This window comes from Plantibacter sp. (genome assembly GCF_059073635.1).
Genome location: NZ_JCACOF010000010.1, coordinates 221,517 through 236,446, shown reverse-complemented (window position 1 = coordinate 236,446; position 14,930 = coordinate 221,517). Strand labels below are relative to the sequence as shown.

Sequence of the window (14,930 nt, the reverse complement as noted above, 5' to 3'; positions counted from 1 at the left end):
GGGACGGCGTCAGAGGCGGGGGACCGAGGCGAGCAACTGGGTCGTGTACGGATGCGAGGGCCGACTGAGGACCTTGGCGACCGGACCCTCTTCGACGATCGCCCCGTCGCGCATGACGACGACCCGGTCGCAGAGATGCTGCACCACGCCGATGTCGTGTGAGACGAGCACGATCGCCAGCCCGAGCTCCTGCCGCAGCCCGCCGAGCAACTCGAGGATCTGCGCGCGGACGGTGACGTCGAGCGCGCTGAGCGGTTCGTCGCCGACGAGGAGGCGCGGGCGGTGGACGATCGCGCGCGAGAGGGCGATGCGCTGGCGCTGACCACCCGAGAACTCGTGCGGGAAGCGGTCGGCCGCGTCGGCGTCGAGCCCGACGAGCCGGAGCACCGCGCGGACCTTGGAACGGTGGTCGCCCTCGATCCCGAGCGCCGAGAGCGGCTCGGCGACGATCCGCCCGACGCTCATGCGCGGGTCGAGCGACGCGTACGGGTCCTGGAACACCACGCCCGTCTGTCGACGGAACCAGTGCAGACTCCTGGCGCTCGCCGCGGCGCTGACCGGGACGGCCGTCGAACGCGACCGTCCCGGAGCTCGGGGTGTCGAGGGCGAGCAGGAGGCGGACGAGCGTCGACTTGCCCGACCCCGACTCGCCGATGATGCCGACGGCCTCACCGGGGGCGACGACGAGGTCGCTCGGGTGGAGCGCGACGGTGCGGCTCGGGCGCTGGAAGAGCGACTCCCGCGGGTTGGTGTAGACCCGTCCGAGCCCCTGGGCGTGGAGCAGCGGCTCAGTCATCGTCCTCGCCCTTCCAGCTCATGGTCTTCGCGGCGGCCAACAGCCGCTGCGTCACGGGCGACACCGGCATCGACAGCAGTTGGGCCACCGGCCCGGCCTCGACGACCTTCCCCTGCGCGAGCACCACGGCGTCACTGGCGATCCGGGAGAGGACCGCGAGGTCGTGGGTGATGAAGACGAGGGACGCCCCGGTCTCGCTCACGAGACGCTCGAAGAGGCCGAGGATCTCCGACTGGATGGTGACGTCGAGCGCCGTGGTCGGCTCGTCCGCGATGAGCAGGGAGGGTCCGCAGGCGAGGGCGATGGCGGCCGCGACCCGCTGGCGTTGCCCGCCCGACAGCTGGTGCGGGTACCGCCGGACGATGCGCTCGGGGTCGGGCAGACGGACCCGCGCGGCGAGTTCGACGGCCCGGTCGAGCGCCTCCCGTTTCGACAGCCCCTCGTGGATGCGCAGCGGCTCGCCGATCTGGCGTCCGATGGTGCGGATCGGGTTGAGCGCCGTCCGAGGTTCCTGGAACACGATCCCGATCTCACGCCCGCGGATCCGCGCGAGTTCGCGGTCGTCGCGGCCGAGGAGTTCCTCGCCCTGCCAGCGGATGCTGCCGCTCACCGAGGCGCCGTCCGGGAGCAGTCCGAGGATCGCCAGCGCCGTCAGCGACTTCCCGGATCCGGACTCGCCGATGAGGCCGAACCGTGCGCCCGCCGGCACGCTGAAGCTCACGCCGTCGACGACCCGGCGGCCGCCGAGCGTGACGACGAGGTCCTGGACGTCGAGACTCATGCGGTCACCCCCTGGGGCGAGGTGGGGGTCGAGGCGGGTCCCCGGCGACCGAGGGTCGGATCGGTCGCGTCCCGGAGGGCGTCGCCCAGCAGGTTCAGGGCGAGGACGGTGATGGTGATGGCGAGCCCCGGCCACAGCACCGACAGCGGGTGCACGGCGAGGTAGGTCTGCAGTTCACTGAGCATCCGACCCCAGGACGGGACACTGGAGGGGGCGCCGTAGCCGAGGTACGACAGGCCCGCCTCGGCGAGCACCGCGACCGCCATCGACCACGACAGCTGGACGATGAACACCGGTGCGACGTTCGGCAGCAGATGCCGCGTCAGGTTCCTCACCGGTCCGAGACCGGCGGCCTTGCCGGCGAGCACGTACTCGCTGTGCGAGACCCGGCGGATCTCGGGGCGGGTCACCCGGGCGATGTTCACGCCGAAGCTGATGCCCACCGCCCAGATGACGACCCACAGCGAGCCGCCGAAGACCGAGGCGATCATCATGGCGATGAGCAGTGTGGGGAACGCGATGAGGATGTCGATCAGCACCGCGACCGTCTCCCGGACCCAGCGCCGCGTGAGCGAACCGAGGGCGGCGAGGGCGACCCCGATGACCGTCGAGACGACTGCGGAACCGATCGCGACGGCCACGGTCACCCGCGCACCGACGAGCAGCAGGCTGAAGATGTCGCGTCCGACCTCGTCCGTGCCGAGCAGATGGGCCGGCGACGGAGCCAGCCACTTCGCGAACGGATCGGTGAGCTGGGGGTCGTACGGCGTCCAGAGGAAGGAGACGCCGGCGCTCAGGAGGAGCAGGGCGACCACGACGAGCCCGAACACGCCGGCCGGGCCGGACACGAGCGTGCGGAGTCCGCCTGATGCCGCGCGCCGACGCGGGTGATCCTGACGGGCGGTCATGTGGTCCGCTCCCGTTCTCGGAGTCGGGGGTCTGCGAGACGGTGGACGACGTCCACGACGGCACCGATCACGAGGACCACCCCGGTGAGGACGAGGAGCTCGCCCTGCACCTTCACGAGGTCGCGGTTGCCGACGTCGGCGACGAGCATGCGCCCGATGCCGGGCAGCGTGAAGAGCTGTTCGATGATGACGCTGCCGACGATGAGCCCGGCGATCTGGAGCCCGAGCACGGTGACGACCGAGAGCGCCACGTTCGGCAGCCCATGGCGGATGAGTGCCTGCGAACGGGTCAGCCCCTTCGCCGCCGCCGTCCGGACGTAGTCCTGGCCGATCGCGTCGAGGGCGGCGGAACGGACGAAGCGCAGCAGGACCGCGCCCTCGACGACGCCGATCGTGAGTGCCGGGAGGAGGAGGGCGCGGATCGCCGCCAGCGGATCGTTCCAGCCCGCGCGCGGGAAGCCCTGCGCCGGGAGCCAACCGAGTACGACGGCGAAGAGGAGCACGAGCATCATGCCGGCCCAGACGACCGGGACGGCGGCGAGCCCCTGCGACGCGAAGGAGATGACGACGCCCGTCGCGCGGGTGCGCCGGACGGCCGCCAACACCCCGAGCGGCACACTGAACGCGAGGGCGATCACGAGGGCCATGATGCCGAGCGGGACGGTCACCTGCGCCTTCTGGGCGAGTTCGCTGGCGACGGGGGTGCCCGTGATGAGCGAGTTCCCGAGATCGCCGCGGAGCAACCCGCCGATCCAGTCGAGGTACTGCAGGAGGACGGGCTGGCCGAGTCCCAACTGTTCACGGATCGCGGCGACCGCTTCGGGCGTCGCGTCCGTTCCTGCGATGACCTGGGCGACGTCGCCCGGGAGCACCCTGATGGTGAAGAAGATCAGGGCGCTCGCGGCGAGGAGCCCGACGAGGAGGAGTACCAGCCTCGTCAGGATGAAGCGGGTCACCCGGTCACGGCGACCTTCGCCAGGTTGATGCGCGAGTTGACCGAGTCCACGGGGAAGCCGGTCACGCCGTCGCGCACCACCGTGAGGGTGATCGCGGTGTAGAGCCAGTCGGCGGCGTTGTCCTTCGACACGAGGTACGCCGCCTCCTTGAGCTTCTGGGCTGCGACGGCCGGATCGGTCGCCGCTACGGATTCAGCATAGAGCGACTGGACCTGCGCGTTGTCGTAGCCGAAGTAGTAGTTCGGGTTCGCCCAGTTCTGGAAGTCGCGTGCCTCGACGTGGTTCACGTAGCTGAGGTCGTAGTCCTTGTTCGTGTAGACGTCGTTCAGCCAGGTCGGGAACTCGACGCTCTTGACGGTGAGGGTGACGCCGATGGCTTTGAACTCGGACACCAGGACGTTGGCCACCGAGGTGCCGTAGAAGCTCGGGATCGTGAGCGTCAGGGACAGGTTCTCCTGGCCGGCCTGGGCGAGGAGCGCCTTCGCCTGTTCCGGGTCGTACTTCACGAGCTCGCTGAGGTTCTCGTAGCCCGGGTCGAGCTCGGGGATCGGTCCGTACTGCTCGACCGCGGCGCCGCCGACGGCCTCGACGATCGCGGCGTGGTCGATGGCGGAGCGGAGCGCCTGCCGGACGAGGGGGTCGTTCAGGGGAGCGCGCTGGTTGTTGAAGGCGAGGGTGTACTTGTCGGTCGTCTTGCCCTCGGTGATGCTGAACCCGTCGGCGCGGGTGATCTGGTCCTTGAGGTTCGCGTCGAGCGCCGTCTGCACGTCGAGTTCGCCGGCGAGGGTGGCGTTGACGGCGGAGGAGGCGTCGGGGATGTAGCTGAAGACGACCTCCTTGACCTTCGGAGCGTCGCCCCAGTACTTCGCGTTCCGGTCGAAGGTGATGCTGTCGCCCTGCTTCCAGGTCTTCAAGGTGAACGGCCCGGTGCCGTTGGCGGTCGTCGACAGGTCGTTGGTGGCGCCCGACTCCAGCACGAGTCCTGCGCGTCCGGTCAGGGTCCACAACAGGTTGGAGTCGGGCGAGGTGAGCTGCAACTGCACGGTCGAGTCGTCGACGGCCGTGATCGAGGCGACCTTCTGGAGCGCCACGTTGTCGACGAAGGTCGGGTCCTGCTGCACCTGGGTGATGGAGTCGACGACGTCGGCCGCGGTCAGGGCGGCGCCGTCGTGGAAGGTCACGCCGTCGCGGAGGACGAAGGTGTAGGTGAGACCGTCGGCGCTGATGTCGTGGCTCTTCGCGAGCGTGTCGACGATCTGGTTGTCCTCGGTGCGGGACACGAGGCCCTGGTAGACGTTGTCGATGAGGATCTGGTCGAGCGCGGCGCCGGAGGTGGTGCGGATGTTGAGGTCGGAGGGCTCCAGGACGAGACCGACCCGCAGGGTCGCGTCGGCGTCGGGCGTCGGCGTCGCGGCCGGGCCTGCGCAGCCGGTGAGGACGAGGGCGGCGCCGGTGACCGCGATCGCGGCGGTGAGGAGCTGACGACGCAGCTGACGATGACGCATGGAGGTCCTTTCGGGGATGCTGGAGTGGCCGGCATCTGGAGACGCACAACCGGTTCCGGGCAGCGGGCATTCCCGCCTGGGCCGCGTGAATACTGGACCGCGTCCGGAAAGCCGCATCGCTGGGGCTCCAGCGAGCGTACCCAGTCGACGTGTGTGGTGCCAGCCACGGTGTCAGGGGGCGTCACAGAGTGATCGGATCGTGATGTGCTCCGCCGCCTTGGAAGACCCTGCGCAGGGGATCGAAGTGAGCTTAGGCTCGCCTATACTGATCGCGTGAGCTATTTCGAGGATCCGGCGGAGTTCGCCGTCGCGGACGCACGCCACGTGCTGCTCGCGGGCGACGAGTCGTCGGTCGGCGAGCTGGCCGAGGTCCTCGCGCTGCTCCCCATCTGCGCCCGCGGTCAGGTGTTCGTCGAGGTCGACGACGCCGCGTCGATCACCACCCTCGACTCGCCGGGACGCGTCGTCGTGACGTGGCTCGTCCGCGCAGCGCGTTCGGGGGAACCCGGAACGGGCAGCCGGTGCGCACGCGGTCAGGCCGTCGCGCGAGCGACCCGGGCCTGGGCGAGCGAGATGCTCGACGTCGACGGACACGACGCGGCCGACTACCACGTGTGGATCGGCGGCGAGACGGAGCACCTCACGGGTCTCCGGAACGACCTCAGGATGACCCTGGCGAGCATCGGCGCACGTCAGCGCTCGAGCTCGGTCGAGCGCGCATCGCACTGACACGACCTCGCACCGAGCACGACACTCGCACGGACGCCGCGACGCTCGTCAGCGGCGCTTCGGCAGGTAGCCTCCCGCTTCGAGACCGGCTTCGATCTCGAACCGGTTCCGGAGCGGATCACGACCGGCGATCGCGTACATCAGCGGGAAGAGCATGCCGTACCGCTGCCACTGCCGCTTGTGCACCGCCTCGTGTTCGAGCACCCGGGTCGACACGTTCCGGTCGGTGAGGTACACCCCGCCGACGCATGAGCCACCTCGGCCGAACGTCCACGACGGCATCCCGCGGAAGACGATCATCCCGCCCCGCCGTTCGACCGGACCGGTGCTCCAGAGTGCGCCCCAGACGAGCCCGGTGAGCGTGGCGTACCAGTACCCGATCCGGCTCAGGGGTGAGTCGAGCCACGGGCCGCCGGAACGACGGCTCCGCGGCTCGTCGACGTCGCCGGGACGGGTCACGCACCGCTCCGGTAGGTCTCGAGGAGTCGCAGCCAGATCTCGCTCATCGTCGGGTAGGACGGCACCGCGTGCCAGAGGCGGTGCAGCGGCACCTCACCCACGACGGCGATCGTCGCCGCGTGGACGAGTTCGGCGACGTCCTGACCCACGAAGGTCATCCCGATGATCACGCCGCGCTCCTCGTCGACGACCATCCTCGCCTGCCCGGTGTAGCCGTCGGCGTGGAGGCTCGAGCCCGCGATGCCACCGAGGTCGTAGTCGACCACCCGGTGGTCGATCCCCGCCGCCTCGGCCTGCGCGGCCGTGAGTCCGACGGCGGCGACCTCCGGTTCGGAGAAGACGACCTGCGGCACGGCACGGTGGTCGGCGGTCGCCGCGTGGTCGCTCCACGGGCTGGTGTCGACGTCCTCGCCGTTCGCCCGTGCCGCGATGACCGCGCCCGCGGCGCGTGCCTGGTACTTGCCCTGGTGCGTCAGGAGTGCCCGGTGGTTGACGTCGCCGACGGCGTACAGCCAGTCGCTGCCGTGGGCGAGGAGCTGATCGTCGACCTCGATCCAGGCACCCGGTTCCAGGCCGACGGTCTCGAGCCCGAGGTCGTCCGTCCGTGGCGTCCGGCCGGTGGCCACGACGAGTTCCGCCGTCGTCACCGCGTCCCGATCGTCGAACTCGAGCGTGACGGCACCGTCGGCGGCCCGGGAGACGGCGGTGGGGGAGGCGTGCACGATCGTCACGCCGAGCTCACGCAGGGAGGACTCGACGAGCTCGCCGGCGAACGGTTCGGTGTTGCCGAGCAGGCCACTGCGGGCGACGAGCGTGACGTCGACCCCGAGTGAGCGGTAGGCCGTCGCGAGCTCGACGGCGACGACGCCGCCACCGAGGAAGGCGACGGACGCTGGCAGGGTCTGGACGCTCGTGGCCTCGCGGCTCGTCCATGGCTCCACCGCCGCCAGCCCCGCGATGTCGGGCAGGAGCGCGGCGGATCCGGTGCAGACCGCGACGGCGTGCGTCGCCGTGAGCACGGTCGTCGAGCCGTCGGCGGCCGTCACGGTGACCTCGCGCTCGCCGGTCAGTCGACCGTGCCCACGCACCAGCTCGATGCCGGCGCCCTGGAGCCACTCGACCTGGCCGTCGTCCGACCAGTCGCTCGTGAACGAGTCCCGTCGCGCGAGGACCTTGAGCGGGTCGAGCGCGGTGTCCTCGGGGATGGCTCCACCCGTGCGCTTGGCGGCACGCAGGGCGGCGCCCGATCGGATGAGGGCCTTGGACGGCATGCAGGCCCAGTAGGAGCACTCACCGCCGACCAGTTCGCTCTCGACGATGACGACGCTCAGACCGCTCTTGTGGGCGTAGTCGGCGACGTTCTCGCCGACGGGTCCGGCTCCGATGACGACGAGATCGACGGTACGGCTCATGGGGTGACTCCTGTCGGGTTGGTGCTGTCGGGCTTCGGTTCGCGACTGATCGCGCCGATGATGCGGAGGATGGTGCCGAGGTCGTCGGCTGCGGCGTCGGGGGAACCGGGGGAGAAGCCCGTGACGCCGGCCCCGGCGAAGCCGAACCGCGCGCGGAGCGCGGTGATGCAGTCCAGCAGGGTGCCGAGTTCGAGACCGAAGGGGACGGCCGAGCTGACGCCGGCGATGACGGCGGGGTCGAGGACGTCGACGTCCACGTGCAGGTAGACGCGGTCGGCGCCCGTCGCCTCGACGGCGGCGACCACCTCGGCGGCGCTCGTCATCACCGAGGAGACCATGGGGATGCCACGCTCCTCGATGTGGGCGAGTTCACCGTCGTCGAGGTCGCGCACCCCCACGAGGACGAGCCGGGCGGGATCGAGTGGGGCCTCGGGCAGGAGCATCGCGGCGCCTTCGCCGGTCAGTGCTCGGGCGACCATGCCGCTGAACGACCCGGACGGCGAGCTGAGCGGGGTGTTGAGGTCGCCGTGGGCGTCGAACCAGACGACGGCGATGCCGGGGTCGCGTCGGAGGGCCTCACCGACCGACGCGAGTTCGACGCCGCAGTCCCCACCGATGGTGATGACGGGCTCGTCGATCCCGACGAGCGCCTGACGTTGGAGTTCCGCGGTCGTCACGAGGGAACTGGCGCGCCGGATGTCGGTGTCGAGGGCCTCGCCGGCCTCCGTCGGCACGTGGACGAGTGTCGTGGCCGCCGTGGGCAGGTCGCCACGGATCGCCTCGGCTCCATCGATCAACTGCATGGCCCTGGACGAACCGGAGCCCTGCCACTGGGGGACGACGACGAACTTCGTCATGCGGTGCCTTCCTGGAGGTGGTGCGAGGGGGCGAGGGCGACGGGCCCTCGGGAGGTCCCGAGGGCCCGTCGGATCGGCACTACTGGCCGGCGTTCGGCGTGTACTCGGGGCCGGAGGACTCGATCGCGGGAGACGCGGAACCGCCGCCCTTCAGCGCGGCGAGGCGGGCCTCGACCTCGGTCAGCTCGCCGAGGTCCTCGAGGTCGTTGAACTGCGCGTCGAGACTCGACGCGGCGAGCTCCTGCTGGCCGAGCACCTTCGCCTCCTCGCGGCGGATCTTGTCCTCGTAGCGGCTCAGGTCGCTCGTCGGGTCCATGATGTCGATGCTGCCGACCGCATCCGCGACCTTGCGCTGGGCCTCCGCGGTCTTGGCCCGGGCGACGAGCTCGCTGCGCTTCGTCTTCAGCTGCTCGAGCTTCGTCTTCATGCCGTTGAGGCCGTTCTTCAGCTGCTCGACGACCTTCGTCTGCGAGGCCAGCTGCGGCTCGGCCTGCTTGGCCTCGTTCTCGGCGCCGATCTGGCGCTGGAGCGCGATCTTCGCGAGGTTGTCGAACTTGTCGGCGTCCGCGGCGTTGCCCGCCTGACGGTATTCGTCGGCCTTGCGACTCGCGGCCAGCGCCTTGGTGCCCCACTCGGAGGCCGCCTCGACGTCCTGCTGGTGGTCCTGCTCGAGGAGCCGGAGGTTGCCGATCGTCTCGGCGATCGCGCTCTCGGCGTCGGCGATCGAGTTCGTGTAGTCCCGGACCATCTGGTCGAGCATCTTCTGCGGGTCCTCGGCGGAGTCGAGCAGCGCGTTGATGTTGGCCTTGGTCAGCTGGGCGATGCGTCCGAAGATGGACTGCTTCTCTGCCATGGTGTGGTTCCTCTCTCGTGTCCTGCTGGGTCGTGTCGGTCGGTGTCTGGTGATGAGGTGGGTGGTGCCGCGGATCAGAAGCGACCGCCGCCGCGTCGGGAACGGGTGCCGCCGCCACCGAAGCTGCCGGCGCTGCGTGAGCGACCGGAGCCGCCGCCGAACATGCCGCCGCTCGATCCTCCGCCGCCGAACATGCCGCCGCCGGAACGGGACCCGCCGCCGCCGAGGACGGAGTTGATCAGGATGCCGCCGAGGACGGCACCGAGCATCCCGTTGCCGCCCTGCTGCCCCTGGCCGCCGCCGAACATGCCGTCGAGTCCGCCCGCCGACTGGCTCTGGAACTGCCCGAGGTCGGCCTGGGCGAGCTGCACCGCTTGACTCGCGAGCGAGTTGGCGCGCTGGGCGAGGGAGAGCGCCTGCGTCGGGTCGTTGGCGGCGAGGCCCTGGGCCTGCACGAGGGTGCGGCCGGCTTCGGCGAGGCGCGTCCGGGCCTCCGGGCCGACGGCTCCGCGCCGCGAGACGATGAAGTCCTCTGCAGCCGACACCTGCGCGCCCGCCGTCTGCAGGGTCTGTCCGAGGGCGGCTGCGGCGCGCTGTCGCTGCTCCGCCGCGGTGCGCACCCCTTGGAGAGCACCGTCGATCTGCGTGTTCGCCGCATCCAGGCGGGCGAGGAGGGCGATCGGGTTGTTCGGTGCGCCGAGCGCGCCGCGAACCTGGGAGACCGTCGCGGTGGTGCTCGCGACCGCCGCGGCGAGGGTGCCGGTCGGGTCCGGTTGGCCGCCAGCCGCGGCGACGTCTCCGTCCAATTCGGCCAGTCGGGCGGCGAGGTGCTGCTCGGCGGTCGTCAGGTCGGCCTGCAGCCGCTTCACGGCCCCGGTGAGCTGGGTGGCCTGGTCGAGCGCTTCCTCGGCGGCTCGGATGCCGACGGCGGCCTCGCCCGAGTCTCCGGCGGCGAGCCGTGCAGCTGCGTCCGAGATCGCCGCGGTGGCGAAGGCGAGACGCTCCGTCGCCTGCGCCGGGTTGTCGATCACGGTGATGAGGGCGTCGGGGCTGTAGCGCGTCTGCAGGGCGCGCACCGCGTCTTGCGCGGCCGTCACCGTCGGTCCGGCCGCGGCCGCCCTGGCTCGCAGCTCCTCGACCGCGGCGGGTGCGTTCTTCTCGAGCGCGCGGAGCTCGTCGAAGGAGGCTGCTTGTTCATCGAGCACGTGGTTCGCGTGCTCGCAGAGCCGGATGATCTGGAGGTTCCAGTCGCGCTGTTGCTGCTCGGTGTCCGGCTCGGCGTCGTCGAGCCGCTGCTTGAGCGCGAAGGCGTGTGCGAGGTCGTCCTTCGCTCCGGCGAGGGCGGCGGTGAACGCGGCCGTGGCCGGTTCGCCGTAGGAGGCGGTGGCGAAGCCGAGCTCCTCCTCGCTCGTCCGGACGGCGTCGTCGGTCTGGACGAGCGCACTGCCGGCGAGTCGTTCGAGCTCGGGGATCGGGGCGGTGGTCAGCGGGTCGACCGGTGCCCCCTGCTGGCCCGCGGTCACCGCGCCGTCGCCGTTCGCAGCGCGGCGCCGGCGGAGGAAGACGACCAGGAGGATGACGGCCACGACGGCGACGACCACGATCAGCAGGATGGTCAACCAACCGGCCGAGCCCCCTGAGCCGCCACCGGTGCCTCCGATCGACCCGCCGCCGACGGCGGCGCCCAGGCCTTCGGCGGCAGCGACGCCGGCGCCGGCCCAGTCGTCGTCACGCAGCTGCGGCAGGATGCGCTGCTGCTCGATCTCGGTCAGCTGATCGCCGCTCACCGGTCCGCTGGAGTCGCCGGAGAGGTAGTAGGCGCGGTCCTCGGTCGCCACGGCCAGCAGGTACTGGTTCGGTCCGAGGTTGTTGTCCTTCGCGGTCTGGTTCGCCCAGGACTCGGCGTCACTCGGGTCGGTGAAGGTCGGTACGTAGACCACCCAGAGGTCGACGCCGTGATCCGCGGCCAGGTCGTCGACGGCCGTCGTGACCTCGGTGACCTCACCGCTGCTGAGGACACCCGCGCTGTCGCTCACGCGCCCGGCCCCGAGCTGCACCGGGCTCTCCGCCCAGGCGGCGGTGGCTCCCGCTCCGAGGAGCACGGCCACGCAGAACGCCCAGATCGATACCGCCCAGCGAACCCGCATCGGCCACCTCGTCACTCGTTCGGACCCTGGAGCCCCACCCCGCGGCTCGGTTCCGAGTCTAGGTCCGGGCCCTCGACATCTCTACAGCGGGCTCCCAGCGAGCGCACCGAACCAGAGCTGTGCTATACGGCGGTGACGGGGCTTCGCCGACACCGACCGTGACGCTGTCACCGACCGTGACGGACTCTGTTACCGACCATGACGCGGCCACTCGCGCGAGGGCATCTGCCCGGCGAGACTGGTCGAGTCACCTCACGGAACCCCTGGAAGGAGCATCATGCAAGGACACGTCTCACCCATGCTGGCGCTCGTCGAGGTCACCAGGTTCCGTGAGGACGACCAGGCGTACCACGAGTACGTGCAGATCCTCGTCGGACGGACCATCGCCGCTGCCGAACGGGCCGGCTGGCGCGTGACCCGGTTGGCCGCGCACGACCTCGGCACCGAAGCACTCCTCGCCTCGACCGACGGGGCCTCCGCCGTCGTCATCATGGGTGGAGCCGACATCGATCCCGCCCAGTACGGCGGCACCACCGGCTACCGCGCCGAAGGCCAGCACTTCCCCGAGGCCGACCGCGCCCAGCTCGCGGTCGCCCGTCGCGCCGCCGAGCGGGGCACACCGCTGCTCGGGATCTGCCGCGGTCACCAGATCATCAACGTCGCCCTCGGTGGGACGCTCGTGCAGGACCTCGGTGAGCACAGCGCCCACCGCAACGAGGGTGTCCCGGTCGATGAGAGCATGACCCCGCACGAGGTCGAGCTCGACCCCTCGAGTGCCCTCGCATTCCGACTCGGTGCCCGTCACCTCCAGGTGCAGAGCGCCCACCACCAGTCGGTCGGCGAGCTCGGCGAGGGCCTGCGTGCCGTCGCCTGGGCCTCCGACGGCACCGTCGAGGCGATCGAGCACCGCACCCTGCCGATCACCGGCGTGCAATGGCACCCGGAGGACCCCGGCACCGTGGACGACCAGCTCGGGCTCCTGCTCGGCGGTCTCGCCCGCGAGGCTGAGCGCGCCGCAGCCTAGTCGGGGCGTGTCTCCGCACCGGGCGGCTTCGCATGCCAGGAGGCCCTCCCGCTGCAGGCGACCCACCGCTCGACATGTCCCCAACTCAGGACGGCGTCGGCGTGTCGAGCCTGGATTGCGGCGTGTCGGCCGCGCCACGCCGAGGCCGTCCTGAGAAAGGTCGGAGGGTTGGTTAGCGTTGACGGGTGTTCGAAGACAGGTACGGTCAGGACGTCCTCGCGGGGGACTGGCGGAAGAAGAACCGCGTGGTGGCCCGTGAGGTCGAGGCGGTGACCGACCTCGTGGTCGAGGAACTCGGCGGCTTCTGCGGCGCGATCACGCGCGTCGAGGCGAAGACGGTCGAGCTCGAGGACTACCGCGGCAAGCGACGCGTGTTCCCCATGGGGGCGGGGTTCCTCCTCGAGGGTGAACCCGTCGTCCTCGTCGTGCCGAAGCGCGCACCGACGGGGCGGGCGCGCACCGCCTCCGGCTCCTTCGCGGTGGAGACGACCGCTCGGGTGGCTCGCGCGAGCCGGATCTTCGTCGAGGGTCGCCACGACGCGGAACTCGTCGAGCGGGTCTGGGGCGACGACCTCCGCGTGGAGGGCGTCGTCGTCGAGTACCTCGCGGGCGTCGACCACCTCGACGCCGCGCTCGCCGAGTTCCGGCCGGGCCCGGACCGCCGTGTCGGCGTCCTCGTCGACCATCTGGTTCCCGGCTCGAAGGAGCAGCGGATCGCCGACGCCGTCATGGCCGGACCGAACGGCCGGAACGTCCTCATCGTCGGGCACCCGTACGTCGACGTCTGGCAGGCCGTGAAGCCCGCCAGGGTCGGCCTGCGCGAGTGGCCGACCATCCCTCGCTCCATCGAGTGGAAGAAGGGCATCTGCCAGGCGTTCGGCTGGCCGCACGACTCGCAGGCCGACATCGCCCGGGCCTGGAAGCGCATCCTCGGTCAGGTCCGGACCTTCAACGACCTCGAGCCGGAACTCCTCGGTCGCGTCGAACAGCTCATCGACTTCGTCACCGTCGACTGACCCGCCCGCGCGACCGCCGCGGCTAGGAGGAGACCTGCCCCAGGGCGTCCTCGAGGACGGACACCGCGTCGCGGAGGAGCTCGTCGGACATGACCGCGCTCGGGAGGAGTCGCAGCACCGAGTCCCAGGAGCCGGCGTCGAGCACGAGCACGCCCTGGGCGATCGCCGCGTCGATGACGGTCTGCAGTGCCGTGGGGTGCGGCTGCTTCGTGCCGGGGACGACCAACTCGACGCCGGCCATCGCACCGATGATCCGGACTTCGCCGACGATGTCGAACCGCTCGGCCCAGTCGCCCATGAGCGATCGCAGGGTCGCCTCCACCCGACGGGCCTCGCCCAGCAGGTCCTCGCGCTCGATGACCTCGAACGTCGCGAGCGCGGCCGCCGTGGACACCGGGTTGCCCCCGAAGGTGCCGCCGATGCCACCGGGCTGGACGGCGTCCATGATCTCGGCGCGCCCGGTCACGGCCGACAGCGGGAAGCCGCCGGCGATGCCCTTGGCGCTCGTGATGAGATCGGGCACGACGCCGTGGTGCTCGATCGAGTACCAGGCGCCGGTGCGGCCGATGCCGGCCTGGATCTCGTCGGCGACGAACACGATCCCGTTCTCGGTGCACCACTCGCTGATGCGCGCGAAGTAGCCGGGCGCGGGGATGACGATGCCGCCGTCGCCGAGGACCGGTTCGGCGAAGAACGCGGCGACCTCGCTCGCACCGATGTGCCGCTCGATGTAGTCGATCGTCACCTCGGCAGCCGCCGGTCCGTCGAGTCCGTCGCGGAAGGGGTAGGAGAGCGGGACGCTGTAGATCTCACCCGGGAACGGGCCGAACCCGAGGCGCTCGGGCGCCGGCCGGTAGGTCATCGCCATCGTCAGGTTCGTGCGTCCGTGGAAGGCGTGGTCGAGGGCGACGATCGCGCGACGTCCGGTGTACTTCTTCGCGATCTTCACCGCGTTCTCGACGGCCTCGGCACCGGAGTTCAGGAGGATCGAGCGCTTCTCGAAGTCGCCCGGCGTGATCTCGGACAGCTTCTCCGCGACGCGCAGGTAGTTCTCGTAGGGCGTCACGGTGAAGAGCGTGTGCGTGAGCTTCGTCGCCTGCTCGGCTGCGGCTGCGGCGACGTCGGGGTGGGCGTGCCCGATGGTCGTCACGCCGATGCCCGTTCCGAGGTCGATGATGTGGTTGCCGTCGACGTCCACGAGGATGCCGCCGGAGCCGTGGTCCATCCACACCGGCGCGAGGTTGCCGGCACCGCGTGACACCGCCCGGCGGCGCCGTTCCGTGAGGGCGAGCGATCGGGGGCCGGGGATGGCGGTCACGAGCTGGCGTTCCTGGGGCACGGAGTAGTCGATGGTCATGCAGGCCATGGTAGGCGCGCGTCCTCCGAGGATGCCTGGGGCCGACGGAGCGTCGCCGACGATTCCACGACATCTGGCGGTTGACTGGTGTTCACCAACCGTCCATGCGCGCTGCCTACCGTTGGCGGCG

The 14,930-nt window shown here is 70.9% G+C and carries 13 protein-coding genes and 1 pseudogene; 3 read left to right on the top strand and 11 right to left on the bottom strand.

Annotated elements, in window-relative coordinates; genetic code table 11:
* Positions 1–9: 9 nt before the first annotated feature.
* From AC5JOC_RS13330 to AC5JOC_RS13310, 5 genes and pseudogenes are all read right to left on the bottom strand, one after another.
* A pseudogene (locus tag AC5JOC_RS13330) lies at positions 10–796 on the bottom strand (ABC transporter ATP-binding protein).
* A complete protein-coding gene (locus AC5JOC_RS13325; protein WP_124769609.1) occupies positions 789–1,577 on the bottom strand; it encodes an ABC transporter ATP-binding protein in 789 nt (262 codons plus the stop codon). Before AC5JOC_RS13325 ends, AC5JOC_RS13330 begins: the two are co-directional and overlap by 8 nt.
* On the bottom strand, positions 1,574–2,485 hold the full coding sequence (locus AC5JOC_RS13320; protein WP_494246549.1) for an ABC transporter permease: 912 nt from the start codon (positions 2,483–2,485) through the stop codon (positions 1,574–1,576). The genes AC5JOC_RS13325 and AC5JOC_RS13320 overlap by 4 nt, the downstream gene beginning before the upstream one ends.
* Entirely contained in the window at positions 2,482–3,441 is a 960-nt protein-coding gene (locus AC5JOC_RS13315; RefSeq protein ID WP_079707217.1) for an ABC transporter permease, read from the bottom strand. The genes AC5JOC_RS13320 and AC5JOC_RS13315 overlap by 4 nt, the downstream gene beginning before the upstream one ends.
* On the bottom strand, positions 3,438–4,946 hold the full coding sequence (locus tag AC5JOC_RS13310; protein ID WP_086473978.1) for an ABC transporter substrate-binding protein: 1,509 nt from the start codon (positions 4,944–4,946) through the stop codon (positions 3,438–3,440). The genes AC5JOC_RS13315 and AC5JOC_RS13310 overlap by 4 nt, the downstream gene beginning before the upstream one ends.
* A 273-nt stretch (positions 4,947–5,219) precedes the next feature.
* Here AC5JOC_RS13310 and AC5JOC_RS13305 point away from each other — a divergent pair, with 273 nt between their 5' ends.
* Positions 5,220–5,675, top strand: coding sequence for an SIP domain-containing protein (locus AC5JOC_RS13305; protein ID WP_159453431.1), 456 nt, complete (start codon positions 5,220–5,222; stop codon positions 5,673–5,675).
* Positions 5,676–5,723: 48 nt separating this feature from the next.
* Here the strand turns inward: AC5JOC_RS13305 and AC5JOC_RS13300 are convergent, their stop codons facing one another.
* The 5 genes from AC5JOC_RS13300 to AC5JOC_RS13280 all read right to left on the bottom strand — a co-directional run bounded on the left by AC5JOC_RS13300 (position 5,724) and on the right by AC5JOC_RS13280 (position 11,364).
* Positions 5,724–6,134 (bottom strand): hypothetical protein, encoded by a 411-nt coding sequence (locus AC5JOC_RS13300; RefSeq protein ID WP_064295281.1) that lies wholly within the window; start codon positions 6,132–6,134, stop codon positions 5,724–5,726.
* Entirely contained in the window at positions 6,131–7,546 is a 1,416-nt protein-coding gene (locus tag AC5JOC_RS13295) for a dihydrolipoyl dehydrogenase family protein (RefSeq protein WP_494246548.1), read from the bottom strand. Before AC5JOC_RS13295 ends, AC5JOC_RS13300 begins: the two co-directional genes overlap by 4 nt.
* Positions 7,543–8,403: an arginase family protein gene (locus AC5JOC_RS13290; RefSeq protein ID WP_064295283.1), complete on the bottom strand. Its 861-nt coding sequence runs from the start codon at positions 8,401–8,403 to the stop codon at positions 7,543–7,545. The genes AC5JOC_RS13295 and AC5JOC_RS13290 overlap by 4 nt, the downstream gene beginning before the upstream one ends.
* Before the next feature lie 79 nt (positions 8,404–8,482).
* The gene (locus AC5JOC_RS13285) at positions 8,483–9,256 is read right to left on the bottom strand and encodes a PspA/IM30 family protein (RefSeq protein ID WP_064295284.1); all 774 of its coding nucleotides are present in this window, start codon (positions 9,254–9,256) and stop codon (positions 8,483–8,485) included.
* 74 nt (positions 9,257–9,330) lie between these two features.
* On the bottom strand, positions 9,331–11,364 hold the full coding sequence (locus AC5JOC_RS13280) for a TPM domain-containing protein (protein ID WP_494246547.1): 2,034 nt from the start codon (positions 11,362–11,364) through the stop codon (positions 9,331–9,333).
* 316 nt (positions 11,365–11,680) lie between these two features.
* On the opposite strand from AC5JOC_RS13280, the gene AC5JOC_RS13275 reads away from it, so the two are divergent.
* A complete protein-coding gene (locus AC5JOC_RS13275) occupies positions 11,681–12,427 on the top strand; it encodes a gamma-glutamyl-gamma-aminobutyrate hydrolase family protein (RefSeq protein ID WP_124769603.1) in 747 nt (248 codons plus the stop codon).
* Positions 12,428–12,612: 185 nt separating this feature from the next.
* Entirely contained in the window at positions 12,613–13,443 is an 831-nt protein-coding gene (locus AC5JOC_RS13270) for a DUF3097 domain-containing protein (RefSeq protein WP_071262446.1), read from the top strand.
* Positions 13,444–13,465: 22 nt separating this feature from the next.
* Here the strand turns inward: AC5JOC_RS13270 and AC5JOC_RS13265 are convergent, their stop codons facing one another.
* Positions 13,466–14,800 (bottom strand): aminotransferase class III-fold pyridoxal phosphate-dependent enzyme, encoded by a 1,335-nt coding sequence (locus AC5JOC_RS13265; RefSeq protein WP_426738482.1) that lies wholly within the window; start codon positions 14,798–14,800, stop codon positions 13,466–13,468.
* Positions 14,801–14,930: the final 130 nt, after the last annotated feature.